Genomic DNA, 24,222 nt, shown 5'->3' on the forward strand with positions numbered 1-24,222 from the left:
CCACTTCAGTCATCTGATTAGATAGTAATTACCGTTGTCATAACGCCCCAAAATACCTGTCATTTCATTCCTTGTCAACATAGCGGCCGTCTCGCCGATGCTTTGCATTGTTAATTTTTGGACATCCAAAAGGCTGAACCCATGAGGATAATTTTGGAGCAGCTTAGCCGCTATCTGCGCAAGCTCTGGTGGGTAGTTTCGGCCATTTTCTGCTTGCACTTCGATGCCAAGGGCATCTATTAAGTCTTCTAACGAAGCAGCATGTGTAGCACCCTCACTAATTAGCTTGTTGCAACCCTCTGACTGCTTTGAAAATACCGAGCCCGGGAAAGCGATCACCTCCCGCCCATACTCGGCTGCCAATCTTGCCGTAATCATTGACCCACCATGGATTGCCGACTCCACCACTATTGTGTGGCTCGATAATCCTGCCATTATTCGGTTGCGCATCGGAAACATCCCCTTAACTATTGGCCTACCTGGCGGGAATTCCGCTACAATAAGCCCCTTTGTCCCTAGATCGCCGTAAATCCTCCTCGACGAGGCAGGGTAGCCCTGCCCTAGCCCACCCGCCACCACACCTACCGAAGCGATCCCAACCTCGAGGCATATACGATGCACAGTGGCATCTACACCATATGCCAATCCACTCACAATTGCATGTGTATTTTTGATCTTCTCGAACAGCTTTGCCAGTACCTCGTGGCATATACGTCTGCCATATTCGCTCATCCTCCGTGTGCCAACCACAGTGATCAGCTTCTTATTTAGTATCCCTGGCTCACCTTCGTAGAAAAGGAAGGCTGGGCAATCTGTGAGCTCTTTGAGCTGAGGCGGGTACTCTTTCTCCCAGAAAGCTATGCTTGGCTGGCCGGGCTCTGTAGTGGGATATTTAGATGAATGGTATCTAGGGTGGGAGGTTGAGATCCTCGCAGTGGGATATTTAGCCAAATGGTAAGTGTTCGAGATCCTCGCATACTCAAGCTTAGCAGCCTGGCTGCCATAACCTGGCTTGAGTAGCTTTGAGATCAGGTAGCTCTTAAAATCTTTGTGATCGGGCATACTCCGATTGTAGCGCCCAATCATTAAATATTTCTGAAATTCTCCGTCAATGTGTACTGGCAGATGCACCGGCCGAGTGCGATCACCGGGAAAGGCTATTTGAATAGGACAAACCCAATTCATGACTGCTCTCGTGAAACCAACTCCGCCTTCCCCAAGTCGCACTTTGCAAGTGCGACTTAGTAGCCCTCGCTTACCATCCAATCGATATACTCGCGCGCCATCTGCGCAGCATAGAAGCTCTCCCCACCATCCTCGAGTAGTATGACAAAGGCATATTTCGGATCATCATACGGGAAGAAGCCAGTTACCCACCCGTGAGCATGCTCATATTGCCCCTTCGAGTTAATTGCACCGAACTCGGCTGTACCAGTCTTGGCGGCAACCGCAACTTTCGCATCAGTCAAAGCCGAGATGCTCTTCTTTGGACCAGCTACTGCCTGGCGCATCGCATAGCGGGTTGTTTCTAAAGCCTCATCGGATATAAAATCGGCTCGAATTGGTTTGAACTCCAGCATCTCCTCACTTCCATCAGCATCCTTGAATTTCATACCAACATGCGGAGTAGTCAAAGTACCTCCATTGGCAATTGCCGCGATCCAGTTTGACATCTGAAGAGGGGTAACCAAACCAATACCCTGCCCTATGACCGTGTTGCAGCTGTCTCCCTCCGGATACCAGATCTCATCGAGCCATGTGACGCCTGGAGTATTGGCAAGCTCCTTCTTATGAGCAGGAGATGGTAATCGTCCTGGCTGCTCGCCATACAGATCAACCCCTGTATAATCACCAATTCCGAATTTCTCATAATATGGCACCAGCTCATTGATACTCCAGTCTCGGATCGTCTCGCAGAAGAAAATGTTAGACGACCGAGCAATAGCGTCTATGATATTAAGCGAACCGTATGAGTTGTTGCGGTACTCCTGAAATGGCGCGCCGTTAGAGAAAGTATAGCCAGTGCGGCTTACATAGATTGTATCCAGGTCGATCACACCAGCATCAAGTGCGGCTGCCGCAGCGATAGTCTTAAATGTCGATCCGGGCGGAAACTGCGCACCGATCGGCCTATCCAGCAGTGGCAAGCGCTTATCATTAAGCAATTTATCATAATCCGCTTGAGAGATTCCGCCAATAAACTGATTGTTGTCGTAGGTCGGGAATGTTGAGAGGACAAGCAGCTCACCTGTCTTGATATCTTGGATGATCCCCGCACCACCAGTAGCGTTATATTTCTCAACTCCGGCATCAATGACCTCCACCATCTTTTTCTGCGCCTTACTGTCGATCGTGAGATACAGGTTCTTGCCACTGTTAACCGGCTGTAGCTCATGGCTTGTGTCAGTCACTACATTGCCGTAGCCGTCGATTTCAAGCGCAATAAGGCCTCGCTCGCCTATCAACTGCTCGTCATATACTTTTTCCACACCTAGCCTTCCAACAATATCGTTATAGCCATTTCGTGCTACAAATTCATCGTAATCAAGATAGTCAAGCTCGTCGAGATCTTCAGCAGTTACAATACTTGTGTAGCCAAGAATATGTGTGAACTCATGACCGCCTGGGTAATTTCGCTTGCTCCCTTCTCTTACAGCGAGACCTTCGACGGTGTCACTTAGAGATTTCAGCTTAATTGTCGTCTCATTATCTACATCCTCAGAGATCAATACCTCACTTAGTAGCTCCACAGTCATATCTTCCTCCCTCTTATCGAGAGATTTCTGCATCTGATCTACTAGCCAAGCAGCTAGGCTTTCCGTGTCCTGATCCTCGATTTGGGTGCGCCACTGGTCGCCTATCACGGCAACAATCTGCTCTGCCGCTTCGCTCACCTTCTCCTTATCTACCCCCTCCTTTGTGTAGTAATCATCAAGCACTAGGTAGAGGTTATTTGCTGCAACATTTTCGGCCAAAATCTCACCGTTTCGATCTAAGATCACTCCACGGTTTGGATATTTATAGCTTAGCACTACACTATTTGCTGCAGAGGTTTGTGAATACTCCCCACCCTCTACTATCTGAAGCCCTACTAGCGCGACTGCTAGCCAGACAAAAAGCACTATCATAATTATGAATAGATAGGTGAAGTTCCAAGAGGAGGTTTTGATTTTTTCTTCTTCGTGCCAGACCAAGAAAGCTCTATTTATAGTTTAATCGTAGAATGACTACTTTCCGATATCTTAGAAACAACAGTCTTAAGAGCGAAATAAATTGCCACCTCAATCAAGGAGAACTTAACCGCCGAAAATAGCTCTCTCCAACTCAAGCCTATCTGGCCCTGCTCCAGCACACCAGCAGCCATAAAGAAGAGGAGGTGAAATCCAATGAATAGAAAAATTAATGTAATTATTTCTACTGGGATATTGCTCATAGGGAGAAAGCGACACACCAATTTGAAGAGTAAGCAAGCAATAATAAGTAACAAAAATGTAAACCCGATCGGGTATGAGAAATATATGTCATTTAACAAGGTTGCAGGCAGGATTAAGCCTAAAAACGCAACCAGCCTCATCCTGCTATAGGCGAAAACAGCCACTACCAGTAGCAAACTAAAGACACTTAATGTGTTCAATATTGCCTGGATAAAGACAAGCAGCAGGGAGCCTATTATTACAGCAATGATCAATCCCATTATTCAATAACCACAAATAAGTAATTTATATTGTCATACACAAAAGCTGGTCTAACTTTGGCACGCTTCACCGGTGCAGCCGGATCATCGATCACCTCACTTACGCTTCCGATGTAGAGCAGCTCCTGAATCTCGGGGTCATTCACTACAACAGCATATCCAGCCTGCACCGTATCGTTCCTGGATATATTGTCGACCTTGATAGCTGAATTTTCGCCTAGGGCGAGACCATTTGCTAAATCGTCGCGGTTGCTAAACTCCTCTTTTAGTTGCTCAATTCCCTTGTCAAGATCAGGATTATCGATTAGCAACACCTCGAGGGTGCTTGTCTCGTTATTTGGCAAGATCACCTTTGAGGTAAGCTCGCTCACGGCGCCTATGTAGCCAATATATATGCTCCCAATCCGTACAATATCGCCCTCTTCTACTCCATCCTTCTTGCCGGCATCAATTATCATCGAGTCATCTACTCCTATATCTGAAGCCAATACATTGGCCTCCAACAACTTATCCTCTCGCTTGCCTAAATCTATCTCCTTGCGCAATGCAGCATTCTCTTCTAATAGTAGCTGTAGCTTACGATTTTCAGCCTCTAACTCTGCCGATGTTATCTGCAAGACTGCATTTTCAGAGCGGATGTATGGGATTGAGAAGAATGCTTCAACTGAGTCGTCAATTGCCTTGCCTACAGCCACACCACCCTTCATCAAAGGCGACCCGGCATATGCAATCGGCTTTCTCAGGCTCTCTGCGGGCAATATATAGTTGGCCGAAAGCAGCAGCACCGCCACCGCCAGGGCAATAAACTCTTTGGGAACTTTTGAGCTTTTCTCATTGAGAGAGAGGTCAGTAACTTTCATCGGTTGATTGTAGCAATTTTCCCGATTTCTGTCTTAAGAGGGTCTTATGGCGAGCGGGAGAAACGCCACGCCAAGTCGCACTTTGCAAGTGCGACTTGGCGAAGTCCGACTTCGTGAAGGCGGAGTTTGTGAAACGGTTTGTGCAACTTGCAATTAGGCCAGCTCCTCCCAGGACTTCTGTACTCTCTCGAGCAGCTCGATGTGGTCGAGCATAGCTGAGGTTCCGCGCGCTACAGCAGAGAGTGGCTCGTCTACGATATTTATCGGAAGCTTTAGCTCCTGCTCCCAAAGCTTATCGAGCCCTCGAATCAGGGCGCCACCACCTGCAATATATGCACCTGAGGTCACCAAGTCTGAGAGTAGCTCCGGAGGCGTCTCTTCGATGGCGTCCTTCACAGCATCGGTGATCTTGTCCAGCGAATTCATGATAGCCTCACGACATTCGATGCTTGAAAATTCAACTGATTTTGGGAGGCCAGTCAGCAGGTTGCGACCCTGGATGATCACCTTCTTTTCTTCTTCCTGCGGCACAGCTGAGCCGATCGCTATCTTCACATCTTCGGCGGTTCTCTCCCCTATCAGCAGGTTATATTTCTGACGCACATAATTGATGATATCCTGATCCATTTCATCACCAGCTACTCTCAAGGTCTTGTCTACGACAATATCGCCAAGCGAGAGCACTGCAATGTCAGAGGTTCCACCACCAATATCTATAATCATGCTACCCGACGCCTGCTCGATTGGCAGCTCGGCACCGATCGCGGCGGCCATTGCCTCTTCTACGATGAATACTTGGCGCGCTCCTGCGCTCTTAGCAGCGTCCATGACGGCTTGGCGCTCTACTTCGGTCACCGATGAGGGTACGCCCACAATCACACGTGGACGAGGGATTTTGAAGCTTCCAGAGCTGTACCGATGCACCTTACTGATAAAGTAATGAATCATCGCCTGGGTCATATCGAAGTCTGAGATCACACCATCTTGCAGGGGCTTAGCGGCAACTACCCGGGCTGGAGTCCTACCGATCATCTGGCGAGCCTCAGCTCCTACGGCAAGCACTCGCTTCGTCTTCTTATCTATCGCAACCACTGAAGGTTCTGAGATTACGATACCCTTCCCTCTGAGGTACACCAAAGTATTCGCGGTACCGAGATCAATTCCGATATCGTATGTGACTAGATTCCAAAGTTTGTCGAACATTTCTTCAATATGATAATTACACTTTCAGGGTGATTATACTCTACAGGACTGTAACTGTGGAACAAAATAGCTCCCGCTAACTTATAGTATGTACTCAACCCTTAGTACTGCACTGTTTTCTCAAGATTCATTAAATCCGGGCTGGGCAATTGGTCACAGTGGACAGTGATGCACGAACTATAAGTTAGCGGGAGGGATAATTAGTTTGCTGAAGCTGCTTTGGCTGCAGGAGCTACTACTGCTGCATCTTCTTTGCGAAGTCGCTTGTAGCACTTCATACATACCGAGATAGACTGCACTTTGCCATCAACGCTGGCCTTAATTTTGCGGACATTTGGCTTAAAGACGCGATTCTTGCGAGGAGCTTTAAACCTCCAACCGATGGAGTGATGGTGCTGAATTCGCTTGCCTGCGACTGTTGATTTTCCACAAATTTCACATTGACGTGCCATTTCGATGACTCAATAAATTTTCTTAAGCGATTAAAGGGTTCATTAACTTCTCTTGTGTTAACAACCTTCAATGTTTAAAATTACAAGCGTGATATTATCAGAAAGTAAATTATTTGACAAGGATTAACAAGGCATGGTTCCCGACCTCCAATGGATTTTAGTAGGACTCCCAGCATTCATATTAGCCGGTACAGTTCACGAGTATATGCACGCCTGGACAGCCAAGAAACTGGGAGATTACACCGCCACTATAGAAGGCAGGCTCACACTGAATCCCTTAGCCCATCTCGACCCGTTCGGCCTGCTACTTATGATAATTGCCAAGTTCGGCTGGATGAAGCCCGTTCCGGTGAATTCATACAATTTTAAGAATCCTGTTGTAGGAATGGCGATCACAGCACTTGCTGGTCCTGCTTCCAACCTGGTAATGGCAACAGCTGCTGCGATTGTATACAACGCTCTCTTTGCACAGCAATTTCTCGCACTACTACCATCATCTAGCCCTGTCCTTGGAGTGCTCAACTCTGCACTGATATCATTTATATATGTAAATATTGTGCTGATGCTTTTCAACCTTATTCCAATCCCACCGCTCGATGGTTCAAGGATTGTGAAAGTGATAATGCCAAAGAGCCTCCAGTACTACTGGGATCTAATGGAGAACTACTCAGGGATACTGCTGCTATTAATTCTGCTTCCTTTCTCCCCTTTGAGCCAGGTAATCGGGACATTTCTGACAAGTGGAATTCTCTACTTTATGAACCTTTTAATCCTGTAAATCTGTTCGCTTTTCAAGGGCGGGAAAAGTAACGTCACTAGGCGCTTTTCAACCTATTTAAGGATTTATTAACAGTCGCTTGAAATTGTTGTACAACAGTTTTGGCAATTGTATAATAGGTTACCCTAGCACGTTACAAGAGGAATTCTTAAGCCCCTTAGTTTAAGAATGGGACTCCGAGATCGCACTTGCCCTTGGGCTTGTGTTGAGGAGGTGACCCACCCTAAATATTCTTTAGGGCTCTTAAGTTTCTCTGGTGCTAGGGTACTTTATCCCCGTGTGTAATGAGTGCTCTATAAGATCGATTCTTTCACGAGCCGGTATCTTGTAACTAGACTACATCTGCCATGCACGATGAGTTCTCTTATGACACTCGAACAAAATCAAAGATCTCTACTAAGATAGCCGACGCAGTGGATGGTTTCTTGGACCAAAGCTCACCTCTCACTGATGTGATTAGCTGCATACATCAAGCCGCCGGAGTAGATTCATTTCGATCAGCCTATCTTGAATCCATGCATTCAGACGCACCAGATCTTGAAAAGCTCGGTGCCGCAATAGCGCTACTTATATCCTACAAACCAGATTATTATGAGTATGACACGGGCGAATTGAATGCAATTAGAGCACTTCAACATTACGTTATCTGGAACTATGCAGTGTACTCGAACAGTGACAGCAAGATAGTCCCACTTGAGGCTATTCGAGCAGTTATCGAACCCTCGTTCAACCCAGCAAGATCAATACCTAATGAGCTCTACAAACAGGTTCGAAAAGAGCATTTTATAGCATTGCAAAACTATGAGCAGCTCCTCTACCTAATCGGTTGCATACAAAAGTCTTTATGGCACTTCCTCTACGAGGAGCCTACCAAATAGAAATAGAATCCCCACTAGCAGACATTTGACTATCCTATTACTCTATATTAAACTCTCAACCGATTTCGGATTGTGGCGATTTTGTGTAGAATAATAGTGCTCTTTTAAATAATCGCTGGAGTAGCTCAGTTGGTCAGAGCAACGGTTTTGTAAACCGTGGGTCGAGGGTTCGAATCCCTCCTCCAGCTCCATGTTTTAGGAATCTCTCGAACTCAGTCCTCGCTGCGCTGCGGAAGAATACTCCAAATGGCCGCAAAAGCATGCTTATGGTGAGGCGAGTTCTCAAACTCCCTAAAACATGGCATGATATGAATCACAACCATGAGGTGATGTTAAATAAAGCTTCGCACGCAGCGTAGCGAGTATTAGAAGCTTTATTTAACATCACCGAGAAGCAGGGGTGGCAGAGCGGTCAAATGCATTGGACTGTAAATCCAACGTCTTCGGACTACACAGGTTCAAATCCTGTCCCCTGCACCATTTCAAAATTTAATAGCTGTAGTTGAAACCAGTCCCAAACTTAAGATTTCAATTTACAGTCATGATTCTTTCAGACAAAACTATCCGCGACCGCGTCAAGAGCGGCCAATTAGTCCTCGAGCCATTTAATGAGGATCATCTTCAGCCTGCCTCATATGATCTTACTTTGGGAAACAAATTTCTGATTTTCGACACTCCGAACAACTTGGTAATTGATGTGAAAGAAGACTCAAGCGCCCTGATGCGCGAGGTGGTCGTAAATGACGGTGATTTCTTCGTGCTGCACCCAGGAGAATTTGCCCTCGCAAACATTGCCGAAGTTACAGGTGTAGACGATAAGCATGTTGGTCGACTTGAAGGCAAAAGCTCACTCGGCCGCATCGGGATAATTATCCATGCGACCGCAGGCTTCCTCGACCCAGGCAATAAGCTTCGCATGACTCTCGAATTCAGTAATATCGGCACTCTGCCGGTCAAGCTGTATCCAGGGATGAAAATTGCCCAGATGGCATTTGAGGAGCTCGATCAGCCATGTGAGAAGCCTTATGGCCACAAGTCATTAAACAGCAAATATTATGGCGACATGGATGTACAGGCGAGCAAGATGCACAAGAATTTCTAGGCCTCTCCTATAGCGGCGTTGACTGAGCACCCTTGCTATATTAAACTCTCGTGCACTGCTGTATCATTTGGATATAGGCTGGATTAGCTCAGTTGGCCAGAGCGCATCCATGGTAAGGATGAGGTCCCGGGTTCGACCCCCGGATCCAGCTCCATTTATTAAGCGGTAATTTGTGTTGGAGAAACCGATTGCGGACTATCAACTCTCCTCATCACTCCACTCTCAGTACTCCCGGTCCAATTATCCTCGGGAGGCTGCAGCTTGAAATTACCCGTTATCAGATCCAATTTCTTATTAATTGTGTACTTTACCTTCCCTTTGACCACTTTATGCTCACCGTTGAATTCCAATCTGTAAATCCCGGCGAATGAGACAATCCTATACCTTCCCTGCTCGTCAGTAATCACCTTCTGAACAGTTTTATCCGTCCCCTCTTCGATTAAAGTAATCTCCACACCGGCCAACCTATTCCCTTTAACAGACCTTACCACACCATATGTATAGCCACTCTTAAGCATGCTCTGAATGATTAAAAGGCTTACAGGTATTAGATATAGCAGGAAGAATGTGAAGTTCAACCACGATGGAGAGGTAATAAGTACAAGGCCAGAGAGCACCATGCCTAGAACTAATAGTATCCTCAAAACAATAAATAGTGCATTCACAAAACCGCTCTGTGCGACATTTACTAATACTGTGCTCCACCCGCTCTCAGCTCTATCTAGCGGCACTGCTCTATCTACCGAGTAATCCTTTTTGTGACTAAATACTCCACCAAGGTAAAGGCTTTGATAGATCCCATCTGTAGAGGTCTTGATCGTCCTTGCAGGGAATCGGTAGCCAGTCTTAACTGCATCGATCCTATATCTACCATTATCAAGGTATAGGTTATACACACCGTTATATCTGGTCACATCTGTATCAACCAACCTGCCAAAATCGTCGTAAACACGTACTATCACATTATTTAGTGGGGCTTTGTCTTGAGCATCGTAGACGATACCGAACGACTCACGTTTGCGCGATTTCAAGAAGTTCAGCAGTGCGATCCAGAACCGCAAGGCCATGCCAGGGATCTCTGGTATGAAGAGTAATATGTAGCCCGCAGAAGCGGCTGTAGCCACTCCAGAAGTTACCAGATCGTACTCTCCCTCCTCCCACTCCTCCACCACCCGTCCAGTGGTCTCAACGATAGCTTCCCCAGCCCTACCTATTATCGACTGTGGTTGCGAGGTAGTCTGCCTTCCGCTACCATTATTTGCTGGTGCGGCTGGCTCCTCTCCGTCGTCTGGTTCTGCGCCTGGTACAGGCTCAGGTTCTGGTTCGGGTTCAGGATCCTGTTCTGGTTCAGGCGGTAAAGGTTCACTATTAGATATCAGCACCGTCTCTGAATAAACCTCCGAAAGGTTACCAACGGCGTCTCTAAGCCTCACATTTATTGTTACCGAGCCAGTTGCCGTAGTCCTGTATTCAAGATTTGCTTCGTACTGCTCCCACTCAGTTTCAATAAATTCTTCGCCTTCCGATATCATAATCTCGGCAACGCCAGAACCAGTATCGATCGCAGGTATCAAAATTACTATATCTCGAATATTACTACTGCCCGAATTGTCTGTAATAAATAGTTCGCCCACAGGAGGGATAGTGTCAACTCCGAAGGCAACCTCTCCTTCGTTTGCAGTACTATAAACGACTGGGTAAAGGGTTGGATCATAGCCACCAACGCGCCAGTAGTAAGTAGAATCACCTAGAACTTGCCCTTCGTTACCTACAGCATATGTGCCGCCTGAAGGAGCCTGACCAACGGTGAAGGTATAACTACCTTGTGCTAGTGGTGCCGATGTGAAATCAACGACAGGGGTTGAGAAATCTTCGCTGTCATCAATCTGAATTCGATACTGGACTGTGTCCGTACTGTCCTCATCAGATATAGCAAATGCAAATACAGGGGCTGTATTAACGCTAAACTCTCCATCTATTACGGCACCCTCACCAAGATCGGTCGTCACCGGAATTCCGAAGTTCCAACCAACATTATTACCTAGGTTAGACCCAGTACCAAGTAGCTGAATAGCAGTCGGACTATTATTTACGCTATCGCTAACATCCACATACTGTATATTCCTTGAACCTTGAGGATCAATGTACCAAGGCTGACCTGGAGTTACAGAGACCAAATCAATATGATTGTTTTCTGTCCCCGCAATCGTAGTCATACCTTCTACTGTTATCACACTTCCTTCTAACACCTGGAAAGTAGCGATGTTTGGCAATACCTCAATATTATTAAACTGATAGTTTCCTGTAAGGATCGTTGCACCACCGTCGAAGATCACTGTACCGTTATTATGATTAAAAATACCACTATTGGTTAAGTCACCTGTGACAATAAGCTCATCAGATGGTGCGGTTAATGTACCGTTATAGTTAATGACCAATTGCGAAACCGTTGAAGTAGCAGGTAGCATCAGGTGACTCGAGACTTCAACCATAACATCACTATTAAAGCTCGTTGACCCACTTAGGTCAGTAACAGTTGTAGTTGAAACAGTAAGGTTGTCAATGTTAAGAGAGTCAAATCCTGAGAAAAAGCCACCAGGATCCTGGGATAACTCAGCTAGGTAAAGTGTATCTCCTCCCTTCGTGAGCGTTCCCGTGCCAGTCAAACTGGCACCGCCCAGGTCATACCTGTACAGATTTATTGCTCCATTTGGAAGTACTGGATCGTTACCGACTGGAAGGCTACAGTTATTTGCGATTCCTAGAATAGAGTCTAGGCCGAATGTCACATGGTTAAACACGAAGTTTTCACAGTCTATTGGCTCATATGCGGTATTATCAAAGTGGATTGTTCCATTGTTATGATCAAATGTTGTCGTGCCAGTCACCTGCATCTGGCCACGTAATGTAGTTGTGCCGGCGGAAGCGATCAGGTTTCCGCCAGAAAAGGTGAAGTCGCCAAAAGCGGAGTTCTCAGCAAGTGTGAGTGTGCCCGAACTAAAGGTCAGAGTTCCTGCAATGTCCAAACCGCTGTATCCAGATAGGTTTAATGTTGGACCTGAGACTATCATATCCTCCAGTATATATAGACTCTCAAAGCCGCTAAGAACGCCTGTGCTATTTACAGTCAAATCACCCTGAATGGTCAGATCACCACTGCCCGAGAGAGTCCCCTGCAGTGATATTGCTGCTGTGACGACTGCATCGCCCCCGAGTGGTAATGAACAGCTAGACGCTACGGTTTTCGTACTCGTGTGATTAAAGCTCACGAGATTGAAAGTTGAATTATTACAATTAATACTGCCTGAGATTCCGTCAAAGGTAAGTACCCCTCCGTTATGATTAAATGATCCAGACCCACTTATGGTGAAAGAACCGGAGACGGACATTGTATTTGAAGATGCTGTCATACTCCCACCACTGACTGATACCGAGGTAAGATCAGCAATCGGCGGCAAGGTTATGCTTCCAGAGCTTACTGCAACAGTAGTCGCTGCTATACCTGTCATTATCGATGTGTTAAACGTCCCACCTGCGATGGTAATAGAGTTCATCGAACCATTACTGAAACCGCTTACCACTCCACCACTATTCACTGTGAGTATCCCCATTGCTGTAAGCGTACCACTCCCACTCACATTACCGTTGACTGTCAAACCGCCGGAGTTGTTTACCCCAACGGTGGGATTATTTCCTAATGCAATAGTGCAGGTGGAGGATATAGTCTTAACCCCTGTATTGCTAAAAATTACCTGATTAAATGACACACTGTTACAGTTGAGTGTTGCAGTGCTGCCATCAAATATTATCGTCCCACTATTGTGGTTGAATACAGCACTACCTGAGATGGTAAGCGCGCCTGCTAAGTTAAGTGTCGAGGATGAGGCTGTAAAGGTTCCGGCGCTCATGGAAAGAGTTCCATTTATATCTGCAACTGGGGGTAAAGTTACGCTACCTGAAGTCATAAGCAGCTGACCTGAGAGGGTCAAACTACTTATCCCGCTGAGATTCAGAGTGGCACCAGATACAGTCAAGCCGCCACCTGAGATGCTAGAGAATCCACTAAAACTAGCGCCACTGTTGAGAGTAAATAGTGAACCAGTAGGAAAGGTCAAAGTACCAGTTCCACTTAAGGTACCTGCCACCGTTAGCCCTCCGTTTCCGAGTAGAGTTGGGTTGTTCCCAAGTGGTATTGTGCAACTTGATGAAATAGTCTTACTGCCACTATTGTTAAACGTCACAAGGTTAAACAGTTTCCCTCCGCAGGTTACTGTCCCAGAGCTACCCGTAAAGCTTACTGTACCGTTATTGTGATTAAAGGTTGAGCTAGCGTTAAAGTTTATACCTCCAGTAATAGTCATAGTCCCAGATGGGGCGGTAACATTTGCAGCTGCATTTAGGTTCAGTGTACCGAAACTCGTCCCAGACGGTGGTAACACGATTGTCCCATTAACTATTAGCGACGAGGTGGAAACAAACGATGTGTAGCTACTAAAATCGCCGTCTACAACAATTAACGATGCTATGGCAAGTCCACTAAAGCCACTGAAAACTGAACCTGCAGAAGCAGTCATACTCCCATTGTTTTTAGTAAAAGTTCCAGTGCCACTCAAAGTACCATACAACTGGATAAATCCAGATGCTGTGGTTGTGTAATTGTTTCCTACTGGTAGGGTACAATCACTGTTGAAAGTCCGGCTTGAGCTACTTGTGATTTGCACAGTGTTGAAGGTTACATTTCCACACGCAATCACAGCTGATGACGACCCATCAAAAATTACAATTCCACTGTTGTTATTAAATGTTGCAGCGCTGTCGATTGTTACCGCATTGCCTAGGTTCGTATTACCGGACGAGGCAGTAAAAATTGCGCCACTATTAAGCGTAACCGTACTATTTGCATCAAAGTTGAAACTGTTCGCACTATATGTACCTGCGGACTGAGTATAGGCACCATTCATAATCAGGGCTCGTCCCTGGGTTACTACTCCGCTATACCCAGCATTAATACTTACAGCCGTTATAGTACCACCAAAAGAGCTGTCTACCGTAGAATTTTTACTGCTTGTACCATCAAATATTACTGAGTCCGCTGAGGTAGGACACACATCGGTGCTCCAGTTAGTACACTCGCTCCAGTTCTCCGTAGCTCCACCACCATCCCAGGTGTAGGTAGCCGCTTTCGCCGGAGATCTAAAAAAATTAAAAAACTCATACGAGGATAACGATACTAGAACAACCTGCGCACAGAGGAAAAGAGTGAAGGTGAGGGTGACAGCTAACGCCGGATAGGCTCGAACTCTGGATAGCCTTAGATCGTCTTTGCGCTGAGGGACATTGAGATCCTTGTCGCCCCGGGAGATCAGAAAGTAGAGTATCGAGAGAAAGAAGGTCGTTATTACCTGGTAGAAAATCCAATTCGCTCGCAGGATAGCTTTGGAGATAGGACCGTTACCCTTCTGCGCCATGTCAGCGGACTGATTTGAGAGGTGAGCATACCTGTATGCTTGCGAAGCAATATACTTAACAAATCGGAACCATCTCGAGCCATCCTCCACTCTGCCCTCTACTAGTGAAGAGATCTCATTGATAAGCCTGTCGAGAAAATCGGAGTCGTCTTTATCCAGTACTACATAATCGCTGGGAAGATCACCCAGTTTCTGATTTGCCGCGGTCAGTACTACCACCTTTTTTGATGACTCGTTAAGTACCTTGTTGGTTCTCACATACTCTATTATTTCTAATCCACCATACTGAGGGAGTGTCGCATCGATTACTATGATCTCTGGATGGACTACATATAGATAGCCGAGACCGTCCATGCCGTTAGAGCATGTATAGATATTTAACTTCTCCTTGCGAAATGAGGAGTAGAGCAGGTTTTTCAGTACAAGCCGTATGACAGAATCGTCTTCTATTAATACTATATTTACGGAATCCCTTCCCATTGCATTGTAGGCAGATTATTTTGGTTATACAGGATAATGTATTTCCTTGATGAATTCAACGAATCATACAGTATGATCTTGGGCATATTCGCGTACACGACAACCAACTTTATCACCACAGATTAAAGCAGAAAAAATTGTTTGACCAGCGCCGAAATATCACCTATAATCACTCACGAATCATTTTTCACGATATTCCCAATGGCTAAGAAAACAAAAAAGACCGTTCTCGGCTTGAAATGTGAGGGTTGCGGGAAGAGACATTACACTATCTACAAGCCGAACAACCAGGAAAACAACGAAAAGTTGAAGATTAAAAAGTATTGTCCTGAAAGCCAGAAACACGAGTGGCAGACAGAGACAAAGCTTAGTTAGTCAGTTTGCTCTTTAATTTAAGAACCTAAGCCCCCCCGACCACTTGACGGTAATGGTTACACCGTATTTGGTAGAGATTGGGTCAAGTGGTCGGGGGGCCCATAGTTTCAATCGGTTAAAACAGCGGTCTCCAAAACCGTAGTTCTCCGTTCGAGTCGGAGTGGGCCTGTATTTTAGTAGGCTCAATCGATGAGAGCTGGGCGTACTAGAGGTTTTTGGAGTTAGATTGCTAAGCCGGAGTTAACAATAAGTCAGTTACAGTTAATTAAGAGTCTAATTATGTTACAGAGAATTAAAAATGTAGTTGCAGAGTTGAGAAAGGTAACCTGGCCTACGAGGCGAGAGACATTCTTCCTACTCGTGTACACAATGATACTCTGTGGTATAGTTGCACTCATAATCTTGGGTCTGGACGTGGTATTTTTTAACATCAGAGAGACCTTACTAAAGTTATAATTGAGAGAGATGGCAAATAAGAAAGTGAAAAACGAAGTAGAAATGGAAAATGCAGGTGATCTGCAGATTGTAGATAATTCTGCAGCAGTCGATCAGGCAGTTGAAGCACCTGCAGCTGAGGCAGAGCCAGCAGCCAAGAAAACAAATCCAAAGTGCAAATGGTATGTATTGAGCACAAGGACAGGCTATGAGAATAGCGTGTCAGAGGCTCTAAAGCAGCGTGTCGAGGCTTCTGGCCTTGACGACATGGTTGAGCAGATCCTAGTACCAGTACAGAAGAAGATCGTCGTAAAGAAGGGCAAGCAGACAGTTAAAGAAGAGAAGATCTTCCCAGGCTATGTGCTTATCAAGATGGAGTTGAACCAGAATACATGGAGCATCCTTTCAAATACTGAAGGTGTACGCGGCTTCGTAAAGACTGACAAGCACCCTCGCCCACTCCCAGAGAAAGAAGTCGAAGCAATCATGAAATTCATGGAGGTTGAGCAGCCTGCTTACCAGGCATCGTTCAGCGTCGGTGAGGCCGTTAAGATTGTGGATGGAGAATTCACAGACTTTATCGGTAGCGTGAAGGAGATCGACGAGTCGAAGGGTAAGGTGAAGATAATGATCACATTCTTCGGCCGCGAGGTGCCAATTGAATTAGAATTCTCGCAGGTAAGCAAACTTTAAGCTCTACCGCTAACTTATAGTGCGCTTCGCACTATAAGTTAGCGGTAAGCGATTGTAGTAGTTAAATATTTTATACATAAAACAGAAATGGCAAAAGAAATAGTAAACAAAATGAAGTTCACGATCCCAGCCGGACAGGCCACTATGGCTCCTCCGCTCGGACCTGCGCTTGCTCCTACAGGTATCAACACCCAGGAGTTCATCACCAAATTTAATGAAGCAACTCGCGAGGGTCAGGGAGTCCTCACACCAGTAATCATCACAATCTACGATGACAGGACATTCACACTCGAGTATAAGACACCTCCTGTATCTGAGCTGATCAGACGAGAATTGAAGCTTAAGAGTGGCTCAGCCACACCAAACTTGAAGAAGGTTGGTAAATTGAGCAAAGAACAGGTTCTCAAGATCATCGAGATAAAGAAGCCCGACCTGAACAGCATTAGCGAAGAGAGCGCCTACAATATTATTGCGGGAACAGCTAAGCAGATGGGCGTAGAAGTAGCACCATACTCGAATTAATACTCCTTCGCTAAAGCTACGGAGTATTGTTAACATAATTAGCGGCATAAATTTTAGACAGATTTACAAAAATGGCAACAAGAAGCAAACAGTACCAGAAAATGAAGAAGGCAGCCCCAGCTCCAGACCAGGAGTTTGCACTTAAGGATGCAGTGGCAGCAGTAAAGAAGCTTTCATACTCAAAGTTTGACGGCACAGTAGAGCTGCACATCACCCTTAAGCTCCCTAAGGATACAGACATGAAGTCGCTTAAGGGCTCAGTCTCACTCCCCCACTCTACAGGCACCAAGGATGTTAAGGTCGCAGTTTTCTGCACACCAGATAACGAAGCAGCCGCAAAAGAGGCAGGTGCGGACATGTACAACATGGAGCAGCTGATCAAGGATGTAAAGGGTGGAAAAGTTGATTTTGATGTTGCAATCGCAACTCCAGATGTAATGCCTCAGATCGCTATGCTCGGTAAGGAGCTTGGACCTCGAGGATTGATGCCAAACCCTAAGACAGGCACAGTAACCGACGATGTCGCAACAGCAGTATCAGAGTATAAGAAGGGTAAGCTAACATTCAAATGCGACGACAGCGGCAACATGCATTTCCCAGTCGGCAAGATCTCGATGGAGGACGAGCAGATTGTGGAGAATATAATGGCAGCAGTCGCAGCAGCCTCCGATGTGGTTGGTCGCCGACCAGCCCAGCTCGTATCGAAAGCTCACCTCGCCCCTACCATGGGAGCAAGTGTGAAGGTTCGATTTGAGTTTGAGGATTAGTTAGCCCGATTCCGCTGAATTAACACTTTACGATTAGGCAGATCAGTGCTATACTCCCTTCAGCCAAAGACGTAAGGTATTTCGCAGCTGGCAGCTAGACTCCAGCCCGAATATAAAACCATACCAGGCTAACGCAGTACCCTACTCGGGAGCTGCACAAAGATTCAAATTTACAAAATAAATAATAATGGCAAAGAGTAAAGACCAGAAAACGGCTCTTTTAGAGCAGTACAAATCACTCCTTACAGAGAATAAGGGATATATCGCCGTCGACACCGAGGGTGTAGATACAACAGCTGTAACTGAGCTCAAGAAGAAGCTCAGAGAGATCGGCTCAACCGTAACTGTTGTTAAGAACAATATCTTCAAGATCGCACTTGATGAGACCAAATCACCTGTTGAGACAAAGGATTTCGACTTCCAGACAGCTGTCATCACCTACGATGCCGACCCTACCGTTGTTGCCAAGCTTATCAAGGATGTCCAGAAGGACACTGAGAAGTTTGAGGCACGATTTGGTGTGGTTGAGGGCAAATTTGTTGAGAAATCAAAGGTCATGGGTCTTGCAGAGATCCCTTCGAGAGAAGAACTACTCGCAAAGATGCTTGGTTCTATGATTGCACCTGTATCTGGCGTGATGAATGCAGTGACTGGTAATGTTCGAGGGTTTGCTCAGGTATTGAGCCAGCTCGGTGAGAAGGGCGAGCAGAAAGCGTAGCATTTAACACTGTCCGCTAACTCATAGTGAGATACTCGCTATGAGTTAGCGGACAAAAGCTAATAATTTAATTTATTTACACATTAATATGGCAGACGAAGTAAAGAATCTTCCAGAGCTTTCAGAGAATGGCCAGAAAGTGCTCGAAATGGTTGAGAAAATGACCGTTCTTGAGCTTGCTGACCTCGTGAAGGTTATGGAGGACAAATTCGGTGTAAGCGCAGCAGCTCCAGTAGCAGTTGCAGCAGCTCCAGCAGCAGCTGGTGAGGCAGCCGAGGAGAAGTCTATCTTCAATGTTGTCCTCAAGGATGCAGGTGCCAATAAGATTGAGGTTATCAAGGTTGTGAAAGATGCAACCGGCCAGGGTCTTATGGAGGCAAAGCAGCTTGTTGAGGCTGGTGGTACCATCAAAGAGGGTGCACCAAAGGAAGAGGCTGAAGCTCTCAAAGCATCTCTGGAAGCAGCAGGTGCAACAGTTGAGCTTGCTTAATAGCACAATACTAGATCACCCCGCTAACCTATAAGTCGATGCGACTTATAGGTTAGCGGGGTGATTCCTTAGTTGCAACCTCTACCCTTCTATCCTACAATGCATTTAGCTATTTATTAATTTCCTTACACATAGCCGTAAATGATGGATTTCACACAGTGGGTTACAGACATTGGAATGACAGAGCAGATGCTACTTATGCTGCTCTATATTCCTGTGATCGTCACTCTTATTAACTTCACCAGGTATGTGGTTGGATTTAAGACTTTGGGAATCTATGCCCCAATGGTTCTAGCATATGCCTATATCTTCACCGGGATACGTTTCGGTTTACTTATCACCGCTGCGGTAATCGCTGGAACTCTCATCACCTACTCTATCTTCAAGAAGGTGAGAATGCACTATATCTCCAGAATCTCTGTCAACTATATATTGGTAACCTTTTTCATTATCTTCGTGATTGCTTTTAATGAAATTTCGCCATTCCCCATCACTACTGAGAACCATAACGTTGCTACAATTCCACCACTTGGTGTGATCTTGATCGTAACTCTTTCTGACTTCTTCATTAAACAGTATGTTAAGAAGGACCTGGGTAGCTCACTTAGAGCTGTGGCCGAGACTGTAGTCATCGGTATTGCTGGCTGGGCACTCCTAAGACTCCCATTTCTACAGGTATTTATCCTAGATAACCTATGGCTGCAGCCGATCCTCTTAGGGGTAAATATTGCACTTGGTAAATATACAGGGGTAAGATTTAAAGAGCTCTTCAGATTTCAACGGGTTATTAAAGACGAGTAAGCGTCTAAAGCATATTTAACCTTTTCACTTAATCATTTCCATCTACAAGCATGATAGCCACAGCCATTTTTGGGCAGAAAGAAAAAGAGGTGTTGGGGATCAACAGGCGCAACCAGAACTATATCCGTGCCTTCAATCCCCCATCAGCTCGTGGTAAGGCCGACAACAAGCTCACGACCAAGAAGATTCTCAATCAGGTTGGCATCAAGACACCTGAACTGTACAAAGTAATCCGCAGCAAGCAGCAGCTCAAATTCTTCGACTGGAACTCATTGCCCAAGAGCTACGTCATCAAGCCAAACCGCGGCTCTCAAGGAAGCGGCATCATAGTCTTCTACGGCCAGAAGAAGAATAGCCTCGAATGGATCCGACCGAGCGGCCAGACCATGGATCCACACGAGATCTCCCTGCACATGGAGAAGATTCTGGACGGCCGTCTATCTATGGGTAACCGCAAAGATATTGTGATAATAGAGGATAGAATTCGAACCCATAGTGAATTGAAGCGCTACTCATACAAGGGTGTTCCCGACATTCGCCTCATCGTCTTCAACAGAGTGCCTATCATGGCCATGGTACGCCTGCCCACCCGTCGCTCCGACGGTAAAGCCAACCTACACGCTGGTGCGATCTGTGCTGGTATCGACATAGCATCAGGCGTCACTACAAATGCAATGCACCTTCGCAAGCAGCCGCTGATTGAGGACACATATGAAGACCTCGAATTTACCCTAGACCAGAATCCTCCCCTACCCCTGAGAGGTATCAAGATCCCATTTTGGGAAGAGATCCTACAGATAGCAGTAAAATGCCAAGAGGTTAGCGGCCTAGGCTATCTAGGCGTCGACATCGTAATCGACCAAGAGCATGGCCCAATGGTGCTTGAGCTGAACGCACGTCCCGGGCTAGGCATCCAGACAGCAAACAAGACAGGTCTACGGGCTCGATTAGAGCGAGTCGCTGGGCTGCAAATCAAGAGCAATAAGCATGGAATCCGCGTGGCTAAGAGCCTATTCGGTGGTGAGGTCGAGGAAGAGATCGAGGTGATCAGCGGTAAGCGGGTAGTCAATCTTGTAGAGAAGGTAAATGTATACCACTCCGAGCATGCAGACAAGAAGGAGCTGGTGAGTGCAATGTTGGACACAGGAATTACTACATCTCGAATCGACGAGGGGCTCGCCTCTCGGCTTGGTTTCACAGACGCTCTGAAAAGCTTTTCCGAGCATAAACCACCCCGTGAGTTCGGTAGTTTCACAGAAGCCCAACAGTACATAGATGCCCATGAGGAAGAGATTACCTCACACCCACAGATTTTACGTCTCGCTAAGATATCAGAAGATGGCAAAATCAATGTAAAGCCTGTTATTAGCCTTGAAATCAAGGTCGCAGGTGAAAGACGCGCGATGGACTTTGTTGTAAGCACTCAAAGTGATATGCTCTATCCAGTGCTGATCGGTCGCGCAGAGCTGAAGAGCTACCTGATAGACGCCAGCAAGACCTTCACACGCTAACCTAACTCTTCATTTGAATATGAGCCAGTACAATATGGATCCCAAATATCTAGAGCAAGGCGGCAATGTCCACCTCGCTTACTATCTAGAAGCAGCCGACCAGCTTGGCATCAAATATGATGTCATCATCCGCTCGCTCACAGCCCGCATGGAGAAAGATGGGAAGATCTGGTTTATGATGAACGCCTCGGTTCCTATTAACGGCGAGCCCAGCTCTACACTATCCCGCATCAAGAGCTATACATACAAAGTTTTCCAGCACGCTGGTATCCCAGTGGCTGAGCAGGCTGAGTTATTCAGTGAGCAAGATGCATTAGGATTCTTCAACCAGTATAAGAATATCGTCATAAAGCCTGTCCGCAATATCGGAGGCACCGGCATCACTATCCTGCCACAAAGCGAAGATGAGGTGCGTCAGGCATATGTCCTCGCCCGCGACAAGAATATGGCAAGCACAAAGGTCGAGGCTTTGGCCGAACGATTCGCTATCGGCTCTAATTATAGACTGTTAGTACTTGGTGATGAGGTAATTGGTGCCGTACATAGAAGGCCAGCCCATGTCACAGGTGATGGAGTCTCGACAGTTGCACAGCTGGTCGAAGCAAAAAATGCAGCACGCAAGGCAGAGCTGATGAAACCGATCAAGCTTGATGCCCAGAGCATGCTGAAGCTGAGGTCCAACGGATTTACCGAGGGCTATGTGCCTCAAGCGGGCGAAGAGGTCGAGCTGAGATTCAACTCGAATCTCTCAACTGGAGGCACGACTGAGGAGTGCATGTCGAGAATTCACCCTAGCTATCTGGATCTAGCCATACGCGCTACTAAGGAGCTCGGCTTAAAACTAGGCGGCGTAGATCTGATTGCCGAGGATGTGACCACTCCTGGTGCTGCTGCAGTTATTAACGAGATAAACACAAATCCAGGGCTAAGGGTGCATTATAAGGTGGATAAGGGCGAGGTTGTGCCAGTTGCTACGAAGATTCTCTCCTACATAGTGGCCAATATATAGTTTGAGCTCACAGAAGGGATCCTTAGCGTACCCAGAGCTGCCACACTACTACTGAGCTGAGGACTGCAATAACTGCAATTAGCATGAACACAAGGTATGTATTTGCCCTCATAAGCCTTCGTGATTTAGCGAGCTGGAGCTTCTGGTTTACAGTGCTACCACTCTTCTTTGCAGTTGTAATCTTCATCTCTTTTGCCATATCGCCAGTATACCACAAGCAAAAGCGAAATTTGCATTGCCTGCCTGCTTAGAGCTATAATACCAGCAGAAAGAGATCTTTGAAGCAAACACAGAGAGTCGACCCAAGGCATGAATTGCCGGATTTGAGAGGTTGGCGAGCTTACAAATTGGCACTCTTTTCGCTTGAGAAAGCAGCGTGATAAAAGAATATCGAGAGATTATCGCAGCTTATATGGCGCGGTAATAATGCGGGTGGAACCGCGGTAGTACATTTTTGAAATATACCGTCCCGCTAACTTATAGTCCATAGCCTCGGCGACGGAGTATAAGTTAGCGGGACGGTTTTTATTTATATATAATCATTTAAGAATATGGAAAAAGAGAAAAGCATGACAATAGAGACGCTTGCGGCATTTGCAAAAAGGCGCGGCTTCGTATTTCAATCATCAGAGATCTATGGTGGATTTGCCGCTGTATACGACTACGCACATTACGGTGCGCTTATGCGCGAGAATATCAAGCAGGCGTGGGTCAAAGAGATGATCCGCCGAGATGATGTGAAGCTTCTCGATTCAGCAGTATTTATGCACCCAACCACCTGGAAGGCCAGCGGACATGTTGATTCATTCGCCGATCCTGAGATCGATTGCAAAAGCTGTAAGAACCGATTTAAAGCCGACCACCTCTTGGAGCCACTTGGATATACCGATGTCGACCGCATGGAGATTTCAGAAGCAAACAAGATCGTAGAGCAGGTCAAAGCAGAAGGGAAATTGAAGTGTCCAGTATGCGGAGGCAAAGATCTCACAGATATTAAGCGATTTGACCTGCTGGTTAAATCAAACTTAGGCTCCCCTACTTCAGAGCTTTCAGAAGAGAATGTTGTCTACCTACGAGGTGAGACCTGCCAAGGTATCTATCTCAACTATAAGAATTACCTGCAGAATATGCGGGTGAAGGTTCCGTTTGGTATAGCTCAGGTTGGTAAAGCTTTCCGAAACGAGGTGGTCGCACGACAGTACACTTTCCGTATGCGCGAATTTGAACAGTGCGAGATGCAATATTTCGTTCACCCAACTGACGAGCAGCCGAAATATGACTATTGGAAAAAGGAGCGAATGAGGTGGTGGAAAGAGGAGTTGGGCGTGCCTGCAGAGATGCTTAGATTTAAAGATCACGAAAAGCTTGCCCACTACGCGAAAGCAGCATGTGATGTAGAGTACGACTTCAATGTACTTGGGAAATTTGCCGAGGTTGAGGGTATCCATCAGCGAGGTGATTGGGATCTCTCACAGCATCAGAAATTCTCAGGCGAGAATCTCGAGTATTTCGACCAGGATAAGAACGAAAAGTATATCCCACACATAGTAGAGACTTCGGGTGGACTCGACCGAATGTTCCTTGCCGTACTCGATAGCGGCTATACAGAAGAGACGCTTGAAGATGGTAGCGAAAGAGTTGTGTTGAAGGTGAAGCCATCATTGGCACCAATAAAGGTGGCAGTATTCCCACTTATCAAGAAGCCCGAGCTCACAAAATTGGCTAAAGATATCTATCAATACTTGCTTTCACAGCACATGGTCGAATATGATGAAACAGGATCAATCGGTAAGCGATATAGAAGACAGGATGAGATCGGTACACCTTTCTGCATCACTGTCGACTTCGAATCACTCGAGGACAACATGGTGACATTGCGCAACAGAGATACGCTAGAGCAGGAAAGGATCAAGATCGACGATATGCCACAGATTATTAACTCAAGGTTGTATCCGGAGAAGGCTTAAAACCAGGGTAATTGTTAAA

Annotated in this window: 22 protein-coding genes and 4 tRNA genes; 18 read left to right on the plus strand and 8 right to left on the minus strand. The window is 46.2% G+C overall.

The window, feature by feature from the left end:
• Positions 1-9: 9 nt before the first annotated feature.
• From dprA to QY318_01365, 3 genes are all read right to left on the minus strand, one after another.
• Complete coding sequence (dprA, locus tag QY318_01355; protein WKZ31404.1) at positions 10-1,062, minus strand: DNA-processing protein DprA; 1,053 nt, start codon at positions 1,060-1,062, stop codon at positions 10-12.
• Between the two features lie 179 nt (positions 1,063-1,241).
• Complete coding sequence (locus tag QY318_01360; GenBank protein ID WKZ31405.1) at positions 1,242-3,194, minus strand: penicillin-binding transpeptidase domain-containing protein; 1,953 nt, start codon at positions 3,192-3,194, stop codon at positions 1,242-1,244.
• A gap of 11 nt (positions 3,195-3,205) precedes the next feature.
• Entirely contained in the window at positions 3,206-3,433 is a 228-nt protein-coding gene (locus tag QY318_01365; GenBank protein WKZ31406.1) for a hypothetical protein, read from the minus strand.
• 22 nt (positions 3,434-3,455) lie between these two features.
• Between QY318_01365 and QY318_01370 the strand changes: the two genes are divergently transcribed.
• Complete coding sequence (locus tag QY318_01370; GenBank protein ID WKZ31407.1) at positions 3,456-3,584, plus strand: hypothetical protein; 129 nt, start codon at positions 3,456-3,458, stop codon at positions 3,582-3,584.
• Positions 3,585-3,693: 109 nt separating this feature from the next.
• On the opposite strand, the gene mreC is transcribed toward QY318_01370, so the two are convergent.
• The 3 genes from mreC to QY318_01385 form a co-directional block, all read right to left on the minus strand.
• The gene (gene mreC, locus QY318_01375) at positions 3,694-4,554 is read right to left on the minus strand and encodes a rod shape-determining protein MreC (GenBank protein ID WKZ31408.1); all 861 of its coding nucleotides are present in this window, start codon (positions 4,552-4,554) and stop codon (positions 3,694-3,696) included.
• Positions 4,555-4,707: 153 nt separating this feature from the next.
• Entirely contained in the window at positions 4,708-5,757 is a 1,050-nt protein-coding gene (locus QY318_01380; protein ID WKZ31409.1) for a rod shape-determining protein, read from the minus strand.
• A gap of 200 nt (positions 5,758-5,957) precedes the next feature.
• Positions 5,958-6,209: a L28 family ribosomal protein gene (locus QY318_01385; protein ID WKZ31410.1), complete on the minus strand. Its 252-nt coding sequence runs from the start codon at positions 6,207-6,209 to the stop codon at positions 5,958-5,960.
• Positions 6,210-6,342: 133 nt separating this feature from the next.
• On the opposite strand from QY318_01385, the gene QY318_01390 reads away from it, so the two are divergent.
• The 6 genes from QY318_01390 to QY318_01415 all read left to right on the plus strand — a co-directional run bounded on the left by QY318_01390 (position 6,343) and on the right by QY318_01415 (position 9,121).
• Entirely contained in the window at positions 6,343-6,987 is a 645-nt protein-coding gene (locus QY318_01390; protein WKZ31411.1) for a site-2 protease family protein, read from the plus strand.
• Positions 6,988-7,334: 347 nt separating this feature from the next.
• Complete coding sequence (locus QY318_01395; GenBank protein WKZ31412.1) at positions 7,335-7,865, plus strand: hypothetical protein; 531 nt, start codon at positions 7,335-7,337, stop codon at positions 7,863-7,865.
• A gap of 114 nt (positions 7,866-7,979) precedes the next feature.
• Positions 7,980-8,056, plus strand: a tRNA-Thr gene (locus QY318_01400).
• Positions 8,057-8,259: 203 nt separating this feature from the next.
• Positions 8,260-8,345 (plus strand) — tRNA-Tyr (locus tag QY318_01405).
• 61 nt (positions 8,346-8,406) lie between these two features.
• Positions 8,407-8,967, plus strand: coding sequence for a dCTP deaminase (dcd, locus tag QY318_01410; GenBank protein WKZ31413.1), 561 nt, complete (start codon positions 8,407-8,409; stop codon positions 8,965-8,967).
• A gap of 77 nt (positions 8,968-9,044) precedes the next feature.
• A tRNA-Thr gene (locus QY318_01415) sits at positions 9,045-9,121 on the plus strand.
• A 4-nt stretch (positions 9,122-9,125) separates the two neighbouring features.
• Here QY318_01415 and QY318_01420 read toward each other — a convergent pair.
• Positions 9,126-14,915, minus strand: a complete 5,790-nt coding sequence (locus QY318_01420) for a response regulator (protein WKZ31414.1) — start codon at positions 14,913-14,915, stop codon at positions 9,126-9,128.
• A 201-nt stretch (positions 14,916-15,116) separates the two neighbouring features.
• Between QY318_01420 and rpmG the strand changes: the two genes are divergently transcribed.
• The 10 genes from rpmG to QY318_01470 all read left to right on the plus strand — a co-directional run bounded on the left by rpmG (position 15,117) and on the right by QY318_01470 (position 22,236).
• Positions 15,117-15,290 (plus strand): 50S ribosomal protein L33, encoded by a 174-nt coding sequence (gene rpmG, locus QY318_01425; GenBank protein ID WKZ31415.1) that lies wholly within the window; start codon positions 15,117-15,119, stop codon positions 15,288-15,290.
• 95 nt (positions 15,291-15,385) lie between these two features.
• Positions 15,386-15,459: transfer RNA gene (locus QY318_01430), tRNA-Trp, on the plus strand.
• Between the two features lie 296 nt (positions 15,460-15,755).
• Positions 15,756-16,418 carry a transcription termination/antitermination protein NusG gene (nusG, locus tag QY318_01435; GenBank protein WKZ31416.1) on the plus strand — a complete coding sequence of 221 codons (663 nt, stop codon included), beginning with the start codon at positions 15,756-15,758 and terminating at the stop codon, positions 16,416-16,418.
• An 87-nt stretch (positions 16,419-16,505) separates the two neighbouring features.
• Entirely contained in the window at positions 16,506-16,940 is a 435-nt protein-coding gene (gene rplK, locus QY318_01440; protein WKZ31417.1) for a 50S ribosomal protein L11, read from the plus strand.
• A gap of 71 nt (positions 16,941-17,011) precedes the next feature.
• The gene (rplA, locus tag QY318_01445; GenBank protein WKZ31418.1) at positions 17,012-17,707 is read left to right on the plus strand and encodes a 50S ribosomal protein L1; all 696 of its coding nucleotides are present in this window, start codon (positions 17,012-17,014) and stop codon (positions 17,705-17,707) included.
• A gap of 187 nt (positions 17,708-17,894) precedes the next feature.
• Entirely contained in the window at positions 17,895-18,425 is a 531-nt protein-coding gene (gene rplJ / locus QY318_01450; protein WKZ31419.1) for a 50S ribosomal protein L10, read from the plus strand.
• Positions 18,426-18,513: 88 nt separating this feature from the next.
• On the plus strand, positions 18,514-18,915 hold the full coding sequence (rplL, locus tag QY318_01455; protein ID WKZ31420.1) for a 50S ribosomal protein L7/L12: 402 nt from the start codon (positions 18,514-18,516) through the stop codon (positions 18,913-18,915).
• Positions 18,916-19,056: 141 nt separating this feature from the next.
• Entirely contained in the window at positions 19,057-19,716 is a 660-nt protein-coding gene (locus QY318_01460; protein WKZ31421.1) for a 7TM domain-containing protein, read from the plus strand.
• 50 nt (positions 19,717-19,766) lie between these two features.
• Positions 19,767-21,227: a sugar-transfer associated ATP-grasp domain-containing protein gene (locus QY318_01465; GenBank protein WKZ31422.1), complete on the plus strand. Its 1,461-nt coding sequence runs from the start codon at positions 19,767-19,769 to the stop codon at positions 21,225-21,227.
• Between the two features lie 34 nt (positions 21,228-21,261).
• Positions 21,262-22,236, plus strand: a complete 975-nt coding sequence (locus QY318_01470; protein ID WKZ31423.1) for a hypothetical protein — start codon at positions 21,262-21,264, stop codon at positions 22,234-22,236.
• Positions 22,237-22,258: 22 nt separating this feature from the next.
• Here the strand turns inward: QY318_01470 and QY318_01475 are convergent, their stop codons facing one another.
• Positions 22,259-22,435 carry a hypothetical protein gene (locus QY318_01475; protein WKZ31424.1) on the minus strand — a complete coding sequence of 59 codons (177 nt, stop codon included), beginning with the start codon at positions 22,433-22,435 and terminating at the stop codon, positions 22,259-22,261.
• 352 nt (positions 22,436-22,787) lie between these two features.
• On the opposite strand from QY318_01475, the gene QY318_01480 reads away from it, so the two are divergent.
• Positions 22,788-24,203, plus strand: coding sequence for a glycine--tRNA ligase (locus QY318_01480; GenBank protein WKZ31425.1), 1,416 nt, complete (start codon positions 22,788-22,790; stop codon positions 24,201-24,203).
• Positions 24,204-24,222: the final 19 nt, after the last annotated feature.

Source organism: Candidatus Dojkabacteria bacterium, assembly GCA_030583845.1.
Lineage (GTDB): Bacteria > Patescibacteriota > Dojkabacteria > SC72 > JAHDCA01.